This is a genomic window from Comamonas nitrativorans, from assembly GCF_042654765.1.
Classification (GTDB): domain Bacteria; phylum Pseudomonadota; class Gammaproteobacteria; order Burkholderiales; family Burkholderiaceae_C; genus Comamonas; species Comamonas nitrativorans.
In genome coordinates, this window is record NZ_JBHSEW010000007.1 from 82,137 (window position 1) to 98,918 (window position 16,782).

General features: G+C 62.6%; 17 protein-coding genes. 16 read left to right on the plus strand and 1 reads right to left on the minus strand.

Annotation, left to right across the window (positions count from 1 at the left end; all coding sequences use genetic code 11):
• Positions 1-72: 72 nt before the first annotated feature.
• The 12 genes from parA (at position 73) to ACFO3A_RS09305 (ending at position 10,939) form a co-directional block, all read left to right on the plus strand.
• Complete coding sequence (parA, locus tag ACFO3A_RS09250; RefSeq protein WP_021204048.1) at positions 73-711, plus strand: ParA family partition ATPase; 639 nt, start codon at positions 73-75, stop codon at positions 709-711.
• Positions 708-971 (plus strand): hypothetical protein, encoded by a 264-nt coding sequence (locus tag ACFO3A_RS09255; protein WP_023094609.1) that lies wholly within the window; start codon positions 708-710, stop codon positions 969-971. The genes parA and ACFO3A_RS09255 overlap by 4 nt, the downstream gene beginning before the upstream one ends.
• Positions 968-1,525 carry a DUF2840 domain-containing protein gene (locus ACFO3A_RS09260; RefSeq protein ID WP_023094610.1) on the plus strand — a complete coding sequence of 186 codons (558 nt, stop codon included), beginning with the start codon at positions 968-970 and terminating at the stop codon, positions 1,523-1,525. Before ACFO3A_RS09255 ends, ACFO3A_RS09260 begins: the two co-directional genes overlap by 4 nt.
• Positions 1,522-2,121 carry a S26 family signal peptidase gene (locus ACFO3A_RS09265; protein ID WP_023112221.1) on the plus strand — a complete coding sequence of 200 codons (600 nt, stop codon included), beginning with the start codon at positions 1,522-1,524 and terminating at the stop codon, positions 2,119-2,121. The genes ACFO3A_RS09260 and ACFO3A_RS09265 overlap by 4 nt, the downstream gene beginning before the upstream one ends.
• Before the next feature lie 448 nt (positions 2,122-2,569).
• Positions 2,570-4,567: a relaxase/mobilization nuclease domain-containing protein gene (locus ACFO3A_RS09270; RefSeq protein ID WP_377725843.1), complete on the plus strand. Its 1,998-nt coding sequence runs from the start codon at positions 2,570-2,572 to the stop codon at positions 4,565-4,567.
• Between the two features lie 76 nt (positions 4,568-4,643).
• Entirely contained in the window at positions 4,644-5,009 is a 366-nt protein-coding gene (locus tag ACFO3A_RS09275) for an ArsR/SmtB family transcription factor (RefSeq protein ID WP_023094613.1), read from the plus strand.
• A 68-nt stretch (positions 5,010-5,077) separates the two neighbouring features.
• A complete protein-coding gene (locus tag ACFO3A_RS09280; RefSeq protein ID WP_023094614.1) occupies positions 5,078-6,226 on the plus strand; it encodes a flavin-containing monooxygenase in 1,149 nt (382 codons plus the stop codon).
• 133 nt (positions 6,227-6,359) lie between these two features.
• Positions 6,360-6,740, plus strand: a complete 381-nt coding sequence (locus ACFO3A_RS09285) for a PadR family transcriptional regulator (protein ID WP_023112219.1) — start codon at positions 6,360-6,362, stop codon at positions 6,738-6,740.
• 122 nt (positions 6,741-6,862) lie between these two features.
• On the plus strand, positions 6,863-7,216 hold the full coding sequence (gene arsD, locus ACFO3A_RS09290) for an arsenite efflux transporter metallochaperone ArsD (protein ID WP_023094616.1): 354 nt from the start codon (positions 6,863-6,865) through the stop codon (positions 7,214-7,216).
• A gap of 42 nt (positions 7,217-7,258) precedes the next feature.
• On the plus strand, positions 7,259-9,019 hold the full coding sequence (gene arsA, locus ACFO3A_RS09295) for an arsenical pump-driving ATPase (RefSeq protein ID WP_023094617.1): 1,761 nt from the start codon (positions 7,259-7,261) through the stop codon (positions 9,017-9,019).
• Between the two features lie 29 nt (positions 9,020-9,048).
• Entirely contained in the window at positions 9,049-10,134 is a 1,086-nt protein-coding gene (locus tag ACFO3A_RS09300) for a methyltransferase domain-containing protein (protein ID WP_023094618.1), read from the plus strand.
• A gap of 148 nt (positions 10,135-10,282) precedes the next feature.
• The gene (locus ACFO3A_RS09305) at positions 10,283-10,939 is read left to right on the plus strand and encodes an MIP/aquaporin family protein (RefSeq protein ID WP_023094620.1); all 657 of its coding nucleotides are present in this window, start codon (positions 10,283-10,285) and stop codon (positions 10,937-10,939) included.
• A gap of 111 nt (positions 10,940-11,050) precedes the next feature.
• Here the strand turns inward: ACFO3A_RS09305 and ACFO3A_RS09315 are convergent, their stop codons facing one another.
• Positions 11,051-11,908 (minus strand): helix-turn-helix transcriptional regulator, encoded by an 858-nt coding sequence (locus ACFO3A_RS09315; protein WP_023094621.1) that lies wholly within the window; start codon positions 11,906-11,908, stop codon positions 11,051-11,053.
• Between the two features lie 155 nt (positions 11,909-12,063).
• On the opposite strand from ACFO3A_RS09315, the gene hemA reads away from it, so the two are divergent.
• Genes hemA through asnB form a run of 4 tightly spaced genes read left to right on the plus strand, consistent with a single transcriptional unit; the run spans position 12,064 to position 16,759 of the window.
• On the plus strand, positions 12,064-13,305 hold the full coding sequence (gene hemA / locus ACFO3A_RS09320) for a 5-aminolevulinate synthase (RefSeq protein WP_023112213.1): 1,242 nt from the start codon (positions 12,064-12,066) through the stop codon (positions 13,303-13,305).
• 1 nt (position 13,306) lies between these two features.
• On the plus strand, positions 13,307-13,807 hold the full coding sequence (locus ACFO3A_RS09325) for a GNAT family N-acetyltransferase (RefSeq protein ID WP_023094623.1): 501 nt from the start codon (positions 13,307-13,309) through the stop codon (positions 13,805-13,807).
• A complete protein-coding gene (locus tag ACFO3A_RS09330) occupies positions 13,804-14,877 on the plus strand; it encodes a Gfo/Idh/MocA family oxidoreductase (protein ID WP_023094624.1) in 1,074 nt (357 codons plus the stop codon). The genes ACFO3A_RS09325 and ACFO3A_RS09330 overlap by 4 nt, the downstream gene beginning before the upstream one ends.
• Before the next feature lie 37 nt (positions 14,878-14,914).
• On the plus strand, positions 14,915-16,759 hold the full coding sequence (gene asnB / locus ACFO3A_RS09335; protein ID WP_230686224.1) for an asparagine synthase (glutamine-hydrolyzing): 1,845 nt from the start codon (positions 14,915-14,917) through the stop codon (positions 16,757-16,759).
• Positions 16,760-16,782: the final 23 nt, after the last annotated feature.

A 16,782-nucleotide genomic window follows, 5' to 3' on the forward strand; every position in this document is an offset into this window, starting at 1 on the left:
CGCCAAACGGCACAGCGAACAGCGTTTTGCAGGGCAGGTGAATCCCGGCTTTCCAGCATGGGAGGCCGCGTCATGATCTTCGCGCTTCTCAATCAGAAAGGCGGCGTCGGCAAGACCACGCTCGCCACGCACATCGCGGGCGAACTGGCGATGCGCGGTCTGCACGTCATCCTGCTGGATGCCGACCCGCAGGGTTCCTCACTGGACTGGACGCAGCGCAGAAGCCAGCAGGGCTTGCCCCGGCTGTTCAGCACCGTGGGCCTCGCCCGCGAGACGCTGCATCAGGAAGCGCCGGAGCTGGCCCGCCGCGCCGATCACGTCATCATCGACGGCCCGCCGCGCATCGCCGCATTGGCGCGTTCCGCGCTGCTGGCGGCCGAGCGCGTGCTGATTCCCGTGCAGCCCAGTCCGTATGACCTGTGGGCCAGCGCCGAGATGGTGGCGCTGATCCGCGAAGCGCAGGTGTTCCGGCCTGCGCTGCACGCGGCCTTCGTCATCAACCGGCGCGTCAGCACCACCATCATCGGCAGGGAAGCGCGGCAATCGCTGGCCGAACAGCCGCTGCCGGCGCTGCGCAGCGAAGTGCGCCAGCGCATCGTCTTCGCCGACAGCGTGGCCGCTGGCCGGCTCGCCCGCGAGACGGCGCCCGACAGCGCCGCTGCCCGCGAGATCGCCGTCCTCACCGATGAACTGCTGCGGTGGCCGACATGAGCAGCCCGCGCAGCAAGCGCGTCGGCATCGGCGCACGTCCGCCCGCGAATCCGCACGCCGAGGCGTGGATTCGCCAGGGCGATGCCGATGCGCTCAACAAGGGCGACCTTTATACGGCCCGCCTGACGCTCGACGTGACGCCCGCGCTACGTGCACGCATCAAGATCGCCGCCTTCGGCCAGGGCGTGACCGTGGCCGAACTGCTGCGCGGCCTGCTGGAACGGGAGTTCCCCGACAAGCGCCCGGAGAACCTTCCATGAACGCATCCGCCTTGCCTGCCGCTCATGCGGCGACGGCTGCACCGGCTGCTGCGCCGCCGCCTTCGCTTTCGACGCTCGCCGGCCAGGCTGGCAACGTGCCGCTGACGCGCGTATCGCTCGCCTACATCGAACCGCACTTCAAGCTCTACCTGCGTTTCGGCGAACCGGCACGCACGCTGCGGCTCGACCGCTGGCGGCGCTGCGCGGTGTTCCTGCCGCGTGCAATATTCTGCCGCGTGCGCTGGGAAGCAAACGACTACGGCACGATCCGCTGGCAGCTCATGGTGATGCAAGCCGCCACACCGCTGGACGACATGCAGCGCATCCCTGGCGTGCGGCCCGGCGCACGCCTGCTGCTGCACGCCGAAGGCGAAAACGCGGTGCGTGCCGTGCTGGAACGCATCGACGGCATCGAAGGGCAAGGCATCGCCGCCATCGACGTGTCGCCAGCGTACTGGCGCACGCTGGGCAACCGTCTGGCGGCCCGCCTGGCGCTGCCCGAATACATCGCCGAGCGGCACGCCGCCTGGCTGGCCGGAAGGGCGCTGCCATGACGACCCAATCCAACACCCCATGCACGCACGAAGTCGCGCCGCAACCTCGCTCGCGCCTGCGCGTTCGCATCGTGCTGGCGGGCTTCGCCGCCGTCGGCCTCGCTGCGCTGGCCTGGGCGGCTTTCGTGTCGCCGCTGCCGCGTCTGACCTACAACCCGTCCGACAGCGTGGCGGTCGGCTGGTATCGCATCGAACCGTTCGACCCGCGCACCGCCTCGCTGCCACGTCCGTTGTCCGTGGACAGCATCGTGCTGGTGCCGCTGCCCGACAGGGCCGCCATGCTGGCTGCGCAGCGCGGCTACCTGCCGACCCGCGTTCCGCTGCTCAAACGTGTGGGCGCGGTCGCGCCGCAACACGTTTGCATCGTCGCCGGGCAGGTACGCATCGACGGCGTGCCTGCGGCCGCCGCGCTGCCTGCCGACCGGCTGGGCCGGCCGCTGCCATCCCTGCAGCTTTGCCGCCGCCTCGAATCGGGCGAGCTGTTCCTGTTGAGCGTGACCAATCCAGCGTCGTTCGACAGCCGCTATTTCGGGCCGGTCAGCGCATCCGCCGTGATCGGCGTCGCGTATCCGGTCTGGCTGGAAACACGCCCATGATGGCCGCCGATTCGCTGCACGTTGCCGTGCATCTCATCGTGCCATCGGGCATGTCGTTCCGGTGGCTGCCGCCGTGTCATCGCGCGTGCAGCGCGGGCGCATCCGCGCCGCGCCTCGCGCAACATCCGGCGCAGCCGTCCAACGTGCAGGCGTCTTGCCTCGAACGCGCCCGGCCTGCGGCCATTGGCGCGTTCGCCGGCGGGCGGGTTGCAAGCAGCGCAGCGCCGCCGGGCCGCCGACGCCCGGAGCGACAGCGAAGGGCAAAGGCGGAAGGCAAGACAAAAGGACGCGGCACCGGGCCGCGTCGAAAGCCAGTCTGCACGTGGGGGTGGCGCGGCACGGAGCGCCTTTGCCGCCGTGCCGCTTGTGGCGCGAAGCCCGCGCCGATGCGGGCATGTCTGCGTGCTTCGCACGACCGGACACGCCAGAGCTTGCAAGGAACGCGGCCATGACCGACCGCCGCGATGACGATTTCCGCGTGCGCCCCAGCGCCCCGAAGAACCGGGGCAAGGGCCGGGGCCAGAGCTTCGTTTCCAAGGTGCTCAAGCAGGCTGGCAAGGCCAGCGGCGGCAAGTCCTCGATGCGCCATTCCGCCGCGTCCGGCGGCCAGGGCCAGCACGCAGGCCAGCGGCCCGGCTCGCGCCTGGGACGCGGCCATACGGCGGCGCGTTTCGCTGGGGCGAAGCTGACGCCCATGTCTCGGCGCGTGACGATCAAGACCCTGCTGGTCAATCAACGCAATGCCAGCCCGCAATCGCTCGCCAAGCATCTGCGCTACATCGAGCGCGACGGCGCCGGCCGCGATGGCGAACCGGGCCGGGCCTACGGGCCGCAGACCGACGAGGCCGACCTCGACGCTTTCAAGGAGCGGGCCGCCGCCGACCGGCACCATTTCCGCTTCATCCTCTCCCCGGAGGACGGGGCCGAGCTGGACGACCTGCGCACCTACACCCGGCACCTAATGAACCGCATGGAAGCCGACCTGGGGACGCGGCTGGATTGGGTGGCGGTGGATCACTGGAACACCGACAACCCGCACATGCACCTGATCGTGCGCGGATGCGACGACACCGGCAAAGACCTCATCATCTCGGGCGACTACATCGCCCACGGCTTCCGCCATCGCGCCGCCGAGTTGGCGACGGAATGGCTGGGGCCGCGCACCGAACTGGAGATCCAGCAGACCTTGCAGCGCGAGGTGGAGCAAGAGCGGTGGACGAGCCTCGACCGCACGTTGCAGCGTGAGGCTGGCGAGGATGGCCGGGTGCAGATCGAACGCTTCAACGAACCCCGGCTGCAACGCCAGCGCCTGCTGCTGATCGGTCGCCTGCAACGCTTGCAACGCCTGGGTCTGGCCGACGAGATGCAGCCCGGCACCTGGGCCGTTCATGCGGACGCCGAGAAGACCTTGCGTGCCCTGGGCGAGCGCGGCGACATCATCCGCACCATGCAGCGTGCCATGAGCGGGCGACCGCGCGAGCTGGCAGTGTTCGAGCCGGGCGAGGATGGCCGTACTGTCATCGGTCGCGTCGCCGCCAAGGGGCTGGCCGACGAGCTACACGACCGCGGCTATCTGGTCATCGACGGTGTGGACGGCAAGGCCCACTACGTCGCCTTGAACGCCCGCGACGAGCTGGCGAACTATCCCGCCGGTGCGGTGGTGGAAGTGCGTGGTTCCGCCGAGGTGCGGGCGGCCGACAAGAACGTCGCTGGGCTGGCGAGCGGTGGCCTGTACCGCACAGATCATCACTTGGCGATCGAACGAGGCCGGGCCAAGGCTGGGCGCGACCCGCAGGAAGTCGTCGCGGCCCACGTCCGCCGACTGGAAGCCCTGCGCCGGGTCGGCATCGTGGAGCGCGTGGCCGAAGGGCTATGGAAGGTGCCAGACGACCTGCCCGAGCAGGGCCGCCGCTACGACGCGCAACGCCTGGGCGGCGTGGCCGTGGAGCTGAAATCGCACCTGCCCATTGAGCGGCAGGCCCGCGTGATCGGGGCCACCTGGCTCGACCAGCAATTGATCGGCGGCGGCTCGGGCCTGGGCGAGCTGGGCTTTGGCAGCGAGGTCAAGCAGGCAATGCAGCAGCGTGCCGACTTCCTTGCCGAACAGGGGCTGGCAGAGCGGCGCGGACAGCGCGTCATCCTCGCCCGCAACCTGCTGGGCACGCTGCGCAACCGCGAACTGGCGCAGGCCGCCAAAAGCATTGCCGCAGAAACCGGCCTGGAACATCGGCCCGTCACGGACGGCCAGCGCGTGGTCGGCATCTATCGGCGCAGCGTGATGCTCGCCAGTGGGCGTTACGCAATGCTCGATGACGGCATGGGGTTCAGCCTGGTGCCGTGGAAGCCCGTCATCGAGCAGCGGCTGGGTCGATCCTTGGCCGCTACAGTCAGCGGCGGACACGCCTCTTGGGAACTAGGCCGCCAGCGCGGCCCGTCCGTCGGCTAAAAGGCGGCATTCATCATATATGCACACACATGCACATATAATGGTCGCTATCTGATCTCGACGACCCCGGCAGAGCATGAACATCCCGACCCAAGAATCACTGCGTGCCCAAGCCATCAATTCGGCCGTGGCTGTGCTGGATGATCCGCTGTTCAAGGCGTTGCAGGAAACCTCACGGGTCGCTGTTCTACGGCAACTAATGCTGCTTGGCCGCGCGGACGTGGGGCAGATCGCGGAGAGGCTGCCCCAAGAGCGTTCGGTGATTTCTCGGCATCTGCAACTGCTGTTGGAAGCTGGAATCGTGCGCATGGAGCGTGCCGGGCGCCATCGCATCTACGAGGTGGACGGGCCGGCGATCATGCGCAAGTTCGAGGTGATTCTTCGTGAAGTTGGCCGGCTCGCACCCTATTGCTGTCCTGCGAACGGGGCCGAAAGCAAATGATCTCCAGTTCCGTTTTTGTACCCATTATGTGCATATATGCGCATATATAATTATGAGAGATTGAGGCCATGAAGACTTTGCAGACCCTTGTCATCGGTGGCGGCCAAGCTGGCTTGGCCATGGGTTGGCACCTCGCGCAACGGCAGATCGACTTCCTGATTCTGGAAGCCTCCGACCGCTCCGGTGGCGCATGGCGCAGCTACTACGATAGCCTGGAACTGTTCTCGCCCGCCGGCTACTCCGCGTTGCCCGGTCTGCCGTTTCCGGGGCCGCAAGGGCGTTACCCACATCGCGATGAAGTTGTGGCCTATCTGGACGACTATGCGCGGAGATTCCGGCTGCCGGTTCGCACCGGAGAGAAGGTGGTGAACGTCGTCCGCAATGGCGATGGATTTGAGGCGGTGACGGCAAGCGGCCAACGCTACCACGCCAGAACGCTGATCGCGGCATCCGGTGCGTTCGGCATGCCCTATGTTCCCGCTATCGAAGGGCAAGAGCGGTTTCGCGGGCGAATACTGCACAGTGCCGAGTATCTGAACTCCAAGGACTTCTTGGGAAGCAGCATCGTCGTGGTTGGCGGTGCGAACTCCGCCGTACAAATCGCTACGGAACTTGCCGGGGTCGCCCGCGTGAAGCTGGCTACCTTGCAGCCGATACGTTTCTTTCCCCAACGCATCCTCGGCCTGGACTTCCATTTCTGGATGAAGTGGACTGGCCTGGAGCAAACACGCTGGTTGAACGACCAAAGCACCCCGGTACTCGACAGCGGGAGATACAGCCACGCGATAAAGACCGGACGGGTACAGCGCCAGGAAATGTTCACCCGCATCACCGCGCACGGCGTGGTCTGGCCGGATGGCACCGAAGAACAGGTGGACGTGCTGCTGTTCGCCACGGGCTTTCGCCCGAATGCCACCTACCTCCAGGAGTTGGGTGCCGTTAGTGCCGACAACCGCCTGGCACAGCAGAACGGCATCGCGCAGGCCACCCCCGGCCTCTACTTCGTGGGCTTTCCAAGGCAACGCAACTTCGCTTCCGCCACCCTGCGCGGCGTTGGTGCCGACGCCGCGCACATCATGCCGCACCTGCTCGCGTACTTACACAAGAACGATCAAGAAACCGGCCACATGAGCACGGCCTCGGCTTCTACGGATCATGTCGGCTCTATCGCATTGATCCAAGATCAACCACCGCGTAGCGGAAGTGAAATTTCATAGGGAAAATACACATATAAATCAACATCTTGAAAGATATTGCAGGGAGCAATGAAGGCAGGTGAGCTAGGCATAGAACCCAATTTTGTAGAAAAGTCGCTTGATACATTGATGGGCGATGTATAGAATCGTCCACATGGCTAAATCGACGACTTCCCTAAAAAACGTAGAGCGTGTGCCGGTGGACTACACCGACCGCTTGTACTGGAACGGCATCATCAAGATGAGCCTGTCCAAGTTTTTCATTCTCAGTGTTTTGAAGGCGCGGCCCATGCACGGCTACGAAATCGCCCGTGAAGTGGAATGCTCAACCCAAGGCTGCTGTGCCCCCACGGAGGGCACGCTCTATCCGGTTCTGCGTGAGTTCGAGCAAGGCGGTTATGTAACCGCGCATACTGAAACGGTCGCTGGTCGCGGACGCAAGGTTTATACCCTGACGGACAAGGGCCGTGAAGCCTTCACGGTGGCAGTAGATGCCTGGATGGAGGTGGCCGCACACATCACTCGGCAACAGTGATGGTTTTTTTTGAGCTATAACATTGCCCATCTATGTATAGATGAACGATCCATTGAGTATCAATGTATATGTTTGTAGCGACGCATTTTTCGCTCTCACCCACCTCACGAAAGGAGCATTTCATGACCACCATTGAAATCTTTGAACCCGCAGGATGCTGTGCCACCAGCAGCGTCGTAATCGACCAAAACGCACTGCATTTCAACGCCGACATGGATTGGTGTAAGCAGCAGGGATTCGAGGTCAAGCGCCACAACCTGTTGAAGAACCCGCAGAGCTTTATCAGCAATCCGCGTGTCAAGGCGTTCCTTGACGTATCGGGAACGCAGTCGCTGCCGGTCACGCTGGTCAATGACGTGGTGGCGTTAACGGGCCGGCTTCCCAACCGCGAGGAACTGGCCCGTTGGTTCGGTGCAGAGGTCACACCGATCAGCACTGCTCCAACGTCCTGCTGCACACCTACGGCACGTGCTTGAGCGCCAAGCAAGAACCCCTCTTCTCAGATTACGGAACATCACATGTCGTTCAAATTTCTACACAACGCACCGCCCTTCTTGTTCTTCACCGGCAAGGGCGGTGTAGGGAAAACCTCGTTGGCCTGCGCCACCGCCGTGCGTCTCGCGGATGCAGGAAAAAAAGTGCTGCTGGTCAGTACCGATCCGGCCTCCAATGTCGGCCAGGTATTCAACCAGCCGATAGGCCATCAAATCGTCGCCATCGTTCAGGTGCCGCGTCTATCGGCGCTGGAGGTTGATCCGATGGCCGCCGCGCAAGCCTATCGGGATCGTGTCCTTGATCCAGTACGCGATTCGATGCCAGCCGAGATCGTTCAAAGCATTGAGGAGCAATTGTCCGGTTCCTGCACCACCGAAATTGCGGCATTCGACGAGTTCACCGGTTTGTTGACGAATCGGGCCTTGCGCAGTGACTTCGACCATATCGTCTTCGACACCGCACCCACCGGACACACCATCCGCATGCTGGAATTGCCTGGCGCGTGGTCAGGCTATCTCAAAAACAATCCCGATGCCGCCGCCAATCTGGGGCCGTTGGTTGGATTGGAAAAAAAGCAAAGTCAGTATGCCGATGCGGTCAAGGCGTTGGCCGACCCTGCGCAAACCCGCCTGGTACTGGTCGCGCGAGCACAATCCTCCACGCTCAAGGAGGTCTCCCATACCCATGATGAACTGCATGCCATAGGACTGACGCGCCAGCACTTGGTCATCAACGGTGTTCTTCCCCAACAGGCCGCTGAGGGCGATCCGCTGGCGACCACGATCTTTGAACGGGAACAGCACGCGCTGACCCAGCTTCCAGCCAACCTCTCCACATTGCCGCAGGATCGTTTGCCACTTAAGCCTTTCAACATGATGGGGGTGCAAGCCCTGCGCATGTTACTGGGCGAACAATCGGACGGGCCGCTGGAGACATTGCACGATCAGACAGAGACCACCTTCCCGGCGTTGTCAGGGCTGGTCGAGGCATTGAGCACGCAGGGGCATGGCTTGGTCATGATGATGGGCAAAGGTGGTGTGGGCAAAACCACTGTCGCGGCAGCGGTTGCTGTTGCTTTGGCCCAGCGCGGTCATCAGGTGCATCTAACCACTTCCGACCCTGCCGCTCATCTGTCGTACACGCTTGATGGCAGCCTGAAAAACCTGTCCGTCAGCCGTATCGACCCAAAGGTAGAAACCGAGAACTACCGCCAATTTGTGCTGGAAAACCAGGGCAAAGGCTTGGATGCGGAAGGGTTGGCGGTGCTCGAAGAAGATCTGCGCTCACCTTGCACCGAAGAGATCGCTGTATTCCAAGCGTTCTCACGCATCGTCAAGGAGGCCGATGAGCATTTCGTCATCATGGACACGGCGCCCACCGGACACACGCTGTTGCTGCTTGATGCCACGGGTGCCTACCACCGCGACATGGTACGGCAGATGGGCAAGCCCGGTGAGCAGGTCATCACGCCGATGACGCAATTGCAGAACCCCGAAAAGACCAAGGTGATCGTCGTGACACTGGCCGAAACCACGCCTGTGTTGGAAGCGGCCAATCTGCAAGACGACCTGCGCCGCGCGGGCATCGAGCCGTGGGCCTGGGTGGTGAATAGCAGCCTGGCCGCCGCTCGACCGGCATCACCTTTCCTGGTGACTCGCGCCAACCGCGAATTGCCATTGATCTCCGAGGTGCAAGACCAGCATGCCAAGCGTTTCGCAGTGATTCCATTACAGGCGCAGGAGCCGGTTGGCATCGACTTGTTGGGGCGCATGGCGACCCATTGACATTTAACCCAAAGGAAGGAAGGCAGACCATGAGCAATCAAGCCCATACCCTGGAACGGCGCGTCGAGGAGGTTCAGCATTACTACGGCGGCACCTTGACTGACAAGGAAGATTTGGCGACCAATGTCTGCACAGTGGACGAACCGCCATCCGAGACCATCAAGGCCATCCTGGCGCAAATCCACGAAGATGTGCAGATGCGCTTTTACGGTTGCGGGGCGCCGTTCCCGCCGCTGCTGGAAGGCGCCACTGTGCTAGACCTGGGTTGCGGCGGCGGGCGCGATTGCTTCGTCCTGTCCAGTCTGGTCGGTGAGCAAGGCAAGGTAATCGGCGTAGATGCCACGGCCGAACAAATCGCCTTCGCTCAAGATTATGTGGAGCACCACCGCGAGGTATTCGGCTACGCCAAAAGCAACGTCCAATTCCTACAGGGCAAGATCGAAGCCCTGGACAAGCTAGGCATTGCACCCGAAAGCGTTGATGTCATCGTTTCCAACTGCGTAATCAACCTATCCATGACCAAGGCCGATGTATTGGCGGGCATGGCAAAACTGCTCAAACCGGGCGGGGAAATCTACTTCGCCGATATTTATGCGGATCGCAGGCTGGCACCGGAGTTGAAAAACGACCCGCTCATCGTCGGTGAATGTATCGGCGATGCCCTGTATTTCGAGGACTTCGTGCGTTTGGCACGAGCTGCCGGTTTCCTTGATGTACGGATCACCGCCAAAGCGCTGAAAACCATCGCCAATCCCGCCATCGAAGCCAAGCTCGGCGGGGCGAAGCTGTATTCGATCACTCTGCGCTTGTTCAAAATGGATCTGGAAGATCGCTGCGAGGATTATGGTCAAGTTGCCATCTACAAGGGCAACCTTCCAGAAGCTCCTGACCGATTCGTGCTGGATAACGGCCATGCTTTCGATACTGGCCGGGCGGTATCGGTATGCCGCAACACCGCCGACATGATCCGCAAGAGTCGCTATCGCACCTTGTTCGATGTGATTGGCGAGGGCCGACGGCACTATGGGCTTTTCCAGTGCGGGGCACAGCAGATTGAATTTACGCCGGCGCTGGCCGATGCGGGTGTGTGCGGCCCTAGTGGTTGCGGATGCTAAAAGCCCCCATTTGGTACGCAGCATGAAGTGAGATTAGGAGAGTTCATTACGCCTTCCTGATCTCAGTGTTTTCAAACGGAACAGATAGGAATGCTGCGTAACAGGGGCGCCGCATTGAACAAGGCCGGTAGTTCATGGAGGAGTCCGTATGCTTCCTACACAGTGGCGAAATTTTCTATCTGAGTTGATCGGCGTTTTCACGTTGATTTTCATCGGAGCTGGCGCAGCGATACTAAGCAAGCAAAGCGATGCGGTCAGTTACCTCGGCGTCGCGCTTGCGTTCGGGGTCAGCGTCACCTGCATCATCAGCGGTATTTCAATAACAAGCGGCGCCCACCTCAATCCTGTGGTGACGCTTTCGCTCTGCGCTACCGGCAGATGTTCTTATAGATGCCTGCTCTACTACACCATTGCACAAATTATCGGTGCCTGCTTGGCATCGGCCGCTTTGTTCGCCCTGTTCGGGCAACGGATTGAAGCAGGCACTACCCGAATCAGCACCGGCGTCAGTCTGGCGAATGGTTTTATGGTGGAGGCAATTCTGACTTTCTTCCTTGTTTTGACCGTGTTGCGCACGACCAATGCACTAATCATCGGCGCGATGGTGTTCTTGGGAGCGCTGATCGGTGGACACATCACAGGCGCTGGCATGAATCCAGCGCGAAGTTTCGGGCCTGCACTGTTCAGCCATCACTGGGAATACCACTGGGTCTATTGGCTGGCACCGCTATCCGGGGCACTGCTCGCTGTCCTTGTTTTCGTCTTACTGGACAAGCCCGCCACGTTGCCAAGTGGAAACCAGTGACCGAGCAGCGGCTGGGACAGCCGCTTGCAGCGACGATGCGCGGCGGTAGCGTTTCCTGGGAGATGGGGCGACAAGGGGGGCCTGCCATCGGTTAGCCCGTATGCCCGAATCTCAAGCCTCCGTCGCTTCGGCCTGGTTTAACCACTTCGCGAATCCTCGCGTGCCGCCGTCATCTTCCATTGCCGCGTAGTACACCAGCCGCAAATGATGATCCTCGTCAATCGTCAGCTTGGTGTAGTCGAATGCCACCGGACCGATCCCTTCGAGATGCAGGCGCCGCCAGCCATGGTCAGGTCCGTGAATGTCCTGCCGTTGCCACCATTCTCGGAAGTCAGGTGAGACCTTCTCTAAATCCTTAATCAATGCACAGATATCAGGCTCCTGCGTTGCCTTGACGAAATCACGGCGAAAGTGGGACAGCATTTGCAGCGCCTGGTCATCCCAGGGATCGAACAGCGCCTGAGTCGGTTCGTCAGCGAACAACATCCACAACAAGTTGCGGCGCTCAGGAGCATGTTGGGAAAAGCGAAATACACGGTCCGCCACTGTGTTCCAGGCCAGGACGTCCCAACGCAGATTGATGACATAGGCGGGGCGTGTGATCAGGTCGCCCATGAGCCGATGAATCACTGGCGGTACGACGCACCACGTCTTGCCCGGCTCGGCGGGCGGGCGTTGTTGCGTGAGCAAATACAGGTAGCGCCGCTCCGCCGCATCGAGTTTGAGCACGCGTGCCAGGTTGTCCAGGAAGGTGGCGGACACGCTGATATCGCGCCCTTGCTCCAGCCATGTGTACCAGGTCAAGCCCACGCCAGCCAGAGCCGCCACCTCTTCGCGCCGCAGCCCCGGCGTGCGGCGGCGACCACCCGCCGGTAAGCCTGCGTCTATCGGGCTCAGCCGCTCGCGACGGCTGCGCAGGAACTCGGACAGTTCCTTGCGGGTGCGCTCCATATTGCGAATGATACTCATGCCATTACCTTGAGTAACAGTATAAATAGTTAAATTGTAATAGTTAAAAGACGCGCCCACAATCGGTATATCCCACTGTTTCAGTGCCGCAACGGCCCGCAGCGGGTGCTTGCGAAATCGCCATTGAGGTGTAGCGGAACCAAGGAGAAATGGGCATGTACCAGCGCTTGTTGAGTGAAAAGCTGAATGGATTGAAGGCGACCGGGCAATACCGCACCTTTGTGACCTTGAACCGGATCTGCGGCCAGTACCCGTTGGCGCAGCTTGAAGGCAACGACGAGCGTTCGGTGGTTGTCTGGTGCAGTAACGACTACTTGGGCATGTCCCAGCATCCGGTCGTGCGCAAGGCCATGCACGAGGCGATTGATCTCTACGGTGCCGGCTCGGGTGGTTCGCGCAACATCGGCGGCAGCCACGGGCTCTACGACAAGTTAGAGCGCAGCCTGGCCGATTGGCATGCCAAAGAGGCGGCACTGGTCTTTCCAACGGGTTTCAGTTCTAACGATGCGTCGCTGCAGTGCCTGTTGCGGCAGATTCCCGACTGCGTGGTCATCAGCGACGAAATGAACCATGCGTCAATCATCAACGGCATCCGTGCGACGACTGGTGAGCGCCAGGTCTTCCGTCATAACGACCTGTCGCATCTGGAAACGCTGCTGGCTCAGTATCCGCGCGAACGGCCGAAGATCGTGATCTTCGAGTCGGTGTATTCCATGGACGGCGATGTTGCGCCCATCGCCGAGATTGTCGCTCTGGCCCACCGCCACAACGCGCTGACCTATCTGGACGAAGTTCATGCGGTGGGCATGTATGGCGCGCGCGGTGCCGGGCTGGCGGCGCTCGAAGGCGTTGCCGATCAAGTGGACATCATCCAGGGCACGATGGCCAAGGCGATTGGCGTGATCGGCGGCTACATCGCCGGTACATCATGGCTAATCGACGCAGTTCGCTCGTTCGCCACTGGCTTCATCTTCACCACGTCGCTGCCGCCAGCGGTGACGGCCGGTTGCCTGGCCAGCGTCGAGCACCTGAAAGCGCATGTAGATGAACGCGAACGACTGCATGTGCAGACCCGTCGCCTGCGGCAAGCGTTGAATGCCTTTGGCATCCCTGTGATGCCGTGCTCAACCACGCATGTGCTGCCGGTACGGATCGGCGACGCAGGTAAATGCAAGGCCGCCGCCGAAAGGCTGCTGCGCGTACACGGCATTTACTTGCAGCCAATCAACTTCCCCTCGGTGGCAGTCGGCACCGAACGCTTTCGGGTTAACGCTACCCCGAATCACAGCGACACGCAGATCGACCAACTTGCCGAAGCATTGCGCGAGGTGTTTATGCATTTCGAGATTCCCTTGCAGACACCAGCAACAGCCACCGCCTTACAGGAGGTGTCGTGATATGCCAAAGACTGCCTGGACGGTTCGCCCGGCTGCGTTGGCGGACATCGACGCGCTGGTAGCGCTGCGTGCCAATTTGCTCGATGGCGCATCCGAGGCGAGCTATGTGAGCCGCACGCCCGATGAAAGCCGACGCTGGAAGATCGCCTATCAAGAATGGCTGGCCCAGATGCTGCCCGGCGACGCGCAAGTGCGGATCGTCGTCGCCGAACAGGCAGGTGAGGTCGTGGCCTGCGCCACCGGCCTTATAGACCGACGCCCACCCGCACCGGATGGTCTGACCGGCTGGTGCGGCTGGGTGCAGTCGGTGGTGGTGGTGCCCGCCTGCCGGCGCCAGGGTATTGCCGAGCGGCTAATGCGCGAGCTGCTGCAATGGTTCGCCGGACACGGTGCGACTAAGGTGCTGCTGGAGACGACCCCGGCCGCCGAAGCGTTGTACCGCAAGCTCGGTTTCGCACGCAGCCCGGAAGGCCTGCTGAGCTTCGTCGGAGGTCGACCATGAAGCTGCTCATTGTTGGCCTGGGCTATGCCGGCCAGCGCTACCGTCGCGCGTTTCATCATCTTGCCGGCAAGCTGGATCTGCCACTCGACATGGCCTACGTGGCACGCCGTGAACGCAGCGGCGAAACCCTGTCGTATTACTCCGATGTCCCCCGGGCGTTGGCCGAGTTCCGCCCGGACATGGTGGTAGTCAGCGTCAACGACCACGGGCATGTGGGCATCTTGCGCGACCTAGCCGGGTTCGATGGCTTCGTGCTCTGCGAGAAACCGCTGGCGGCTCCAGGAGATGATTGGCCGCGCGTCTGCACCGGACTGGCGCAAACCCAAGGCTTCGCGCTGGACCTGGTGGAACGCTATTCGTACGCCTCGCAACGCTTGAAAGAACGGGTGGCCCAGCAGGGCTGGTCGCTGATCCGCGCCAGCTTTCATTGGGGCAAGGATAGGCTGAACGACTACCGGCCCACCTGCGGCGTGAGCAGCGAGGTAATTCACGCTCTGGACCTGGTGCAGTGGATTGGTGCGCTCGACGAAACGCTGTGCGTGCGGCAGGCGATCGGCATCGGTTCGGACTTTTCCCTCTCCGGTTCCAAGGTGCCGGACACGGTGATGCTCACCGCCACCCTGGGCGAGGCGGTGGTGGCAGGCTACAGCAGCTTCGTCAACATCCAGCGGCAGCGCACGGTGGACTTCTCGTTTTCCGATCCGGTAGGCCGGATTTTCCACGCGCGGCTGGTCTACGACACCCCGGCCTGGGATCACGACGAACTGCGCATCTGGACCCGCGATGGTGACGGCCGGGAGGTGGTGGTGGACGAATACCACACGGCCCCTGGGGAAGCCGGGCTGGAAACGTTGCTCAAGCTGTCGCGGCTGTGCGAAGACGCCCTGCGCGTGGCGGCGCTGGACGCACCGCCACGTCAACCCTTTGCCGGCCTCGATGACGCGATCCACCTACAACACCTGCTCGACGGCATCGGCCAGCAGCTTGGATCGCCGCCGCTGGCCCGCTACGTGCGCGGCGGCACACGCCTGCTTATCCCCGCGAGCGCAGACCTCGAAAGCCTCGGCTGAGACCGACTAACCATTGAAAGGAGTGACCATGTGTGGAATGACAGGCTGGCTTGCGTTCAGCCATGACATGGAGGCGCACCGCAAGACCTTGCAGCGCATGACCGATACCCTGGCACCGCGCGGCCCGGATGCACAAGGCATCTGGATCGACGGCCCAATCGGCCTGGGCCACCGGCGCTTGTCGATCATCGACTTGGAAGGTGGCCGCCAGCCGATGGTGGCCGACCACGGCGGCCAGCGTGCTGCCGCGGTCATCAGCTACACGGGCGAGGTCTACAACTTCTGCGAGCTGCGTTGTGACCTTCAGGCATGCGGCCACCGCTTCGAGACGCAAAGCGATACCGAGGTAGTCCTGCGTGCCTACCTGGAATGGGGCGCAGCCTTCGTCGAGCGGCTCAACGGCATGTATGCGTTCGCCCTCTGGGATCGTGCCAAACAGCAACTGCTGCTGGTGCGTGACCGCATGGGCGTAAAGCCGCTGTACTACTTCCAGACCGACGACGGCGTGGTGTTCGGCTCCGAACCCAAGGCACTGCTCGCCCACCCGCTGGTGCCACGCAAGGTGGCGGCAGATGGGCTGCGGGAGATCCTGGAGATGGTCAAGACGCCGGGACAAGCCATCTTCGCCGGCATGCGCGAGGTGTTGCCCGGCGAAATGATCCGGGTGGGTCGCACCGGCCTGTCGCGCCACCGCTACTGGACACTGGAGGCTCGCGAGCATGGCGACACGCTGGAACAGACCATTCGCCACACCCGCGATCTGCTGGAGGACATCGTCGATCGGCAGATCGTCGCCGACGTACCACTGTGCAGCCTGCTTTCCGGTGGCCTCGACTCCTCGATCATCACTGCCCTGGCCTCTAAGAAACTGCTGGCCGCCGGTAAGGACAATATCCGTTCGTTCTCGGTGGACTTCGCGGATCATGGCGGTGGCTTCAGCGGCGACGCCGTGCGGGGAACGCCCGATGCACCATTTGTGCGCGATCTGGTGGAACGCATCGGCTCCACCCATGGCGAGATCGTGCTCGACAGCCGCGAGCTAGCCGACCCGGAGCTGCGTGCCAAGATCGTCCGCGCACTGGATCTGCCGCCGGCGTTTTGGGGCGACATGTGGCCCTCGCTGTATCGCCTGTTCCAGGAGATCCGTCGTCACTCGACGGTGGCGCTGTCCGGTGAGTCGGCCGACGAGGTGTTCGGCGGCTATCGCTGGTTCCACGACCCGGAGGCGATCGCGGCCCAGACCTATCCGTGGCTAACCTCGGTCACTGGCAAATACTTCGACGGCAAGACCCTGTTCGCCCAGGATTTATTGGACACCTTGCAGATGGACAGCTTCCTGCGCGACAGCTACAGCCAGGCGCTGGCCGAAACCCCGGTGCTGCCCAGCGAGGACTCGACCAACCGGCGCATGCGCCAGATGAGCTACGTGAACCTGACACGCTTCGTGCAGACGCTGCTCGACCGCAAGGATCGCATGAGCATGGCCGTGGGCCTGGAAGTGCGCGTGCCTTTCTGCGACCACCGTCTGGTCGAGTACGCCTTCAACATCCCCTGGGAGATGAAGGCCTTCGATGGTCGGGAGAAAAGCATCCTGCGTGCCGCCACCCGCGACCTGCTGCCCGACAGCATCGCCGAGCGGGTCAAGAGCCCATACCCCTCGACCCAGGACCCTGCCTACGAGCGCGGCCTACGCGAATCGCTGGCCGCCATCCTGGCCGACCCCTCCGCGCCGGTACTGCCGCTGCTTGATCGGCAGCGTGTCGCCCACACCCTGGCCAAGCCGCTCGGCGACCTGTCGCCGATGTACGACCGAATGGGCATGGAGCTGGCGATCGGCTTGAACGCCTGGCTGGCCGAATACCAGGTCGAGCTCGCTCTCTGACGCGACCGTGGAATGCGCACGGT

Excerpts from the sequence above, each read along its gene's own strand:
- parA (WP_021204048.1), top strand. The coding sequence starts at position 73 with ATGATCTTCGCGCTTCTCAATCAGAAAGGCGGCGTCGGCAAGACCACG.
- ACFO3A_RS09255 (WP_023094609.1), top strand. The coding sequence starts at position 708 with ATGAGCAGCCCGCGCAGCAAGCGCGTCGGCATCGGCGCACGTCCGCCC.
- ACFO3A_RS09260 (WP_023094610.1), top strand. The coding sequence starts at position 968 with ATGAACGCATCCGCCTTGCCTGCCGCTCATGCGGCGACGGCTGCACCG.
- ACFO3A_RS09265 (WP_023112221.1), top strand. The coding sequence starts at position 1,522 with ATGACGACCCAATCCAACACCCCATGCACGCACGAAGTCGCGCCGCAA.
- ACFO3A_RS09270 (WP_377725843.1), top strand. The coding sequence starts at position 2,570 with ATGACCGACCGCCGCGATGACGATTTCCGCGTGCGCCCCAGCGCCCCG.
- ACFO3A_RS09275 (WP_023094613.1), top strand. The coding sequence starts at position 4,644 with ATGAACATCCCGACCCAAGAATCACTGCGTGCCCAAGCCATCAATTCG.
- ACFO3A_RS09280 (WP_023094614.1), top strand. The coding sequence starts at position 5,078 with ATGAAGACTTTGCAGACCCTTGTCATCGGTGGCGGCCAAGCTGGCTTG.
- ACFO3A_RS09285 (WP_023112219.1), top strand. The coding sequence starts at position 6,360 with ATGGCTAAATCGACGACTTCCCTAAAAAACGTAGAGCGTGTGCCGGTG.
- arsD (WP_023094616.1), top strand. The coding sequence starts at position 6,863 with ATGACCACCATTGAAATCTTTGAACCCGCAGGATGCTGTGCCACCAGC.
- arsA (WP_023094617.1), top strand. The coding sequence starts at position 7,259 with ATGTCGTTCAAATTTCTACACAACGCACCGCCCTTCTTGTTCTTCACC.
- ACFO3A_RS09300 (WP_023094618.1), top strand. The coding sequence starts at position 9,049 with ATGAGCAATCAAGCCCATACCCTGGAACGGCGCGTCGAGGAGGTTCAG.
- ACFO3A_RS09305 (WP_023094620.1), top strand. The coding sequence starts at position 10,283 with ATGCTTCCTACACAGTGGCGAAATTTTCTATCTGAGTTGATCGGCGTT.
- ACFO3A_RS09315 (WP_023094621.1), bottom strand. The coding sequence starts at position 11,908 with ATGAGTATCATTCGCAATATGGAGCGCACCCGCAAGGAACTGTCCGAG.
- hemA (WP_023112213.1), top strand. The coding sequence starts at position 12,064 with ATGTACCAGCGCTTGTTGAGTGAAAAGCTGAATGGATTGAAGGCGACC.
- ACFO3A_RS09325 (WP_023094623.1), top strand. The coding sequence starts at position 13,307 with ATGCCAAAGACTGCCTGGACGGTTCGCCCGGCTGCGTTGGCGGACATC.
- ACFO3A_RS09330 (WP_023094624.1), top strand. The coding sequence starts at position 13,804 with ATGAAGCTGCTCATTGTTGGCCTGGGCTATGCCGGCCAGCGCTACCGT.
- asnB (WP_230686224.1), top strand. The coding sequence starts at position 14,915 with ATGACAGGCTGGCTTGCGTTCAGCCATGACATGGAGGCGCACCGCAAG.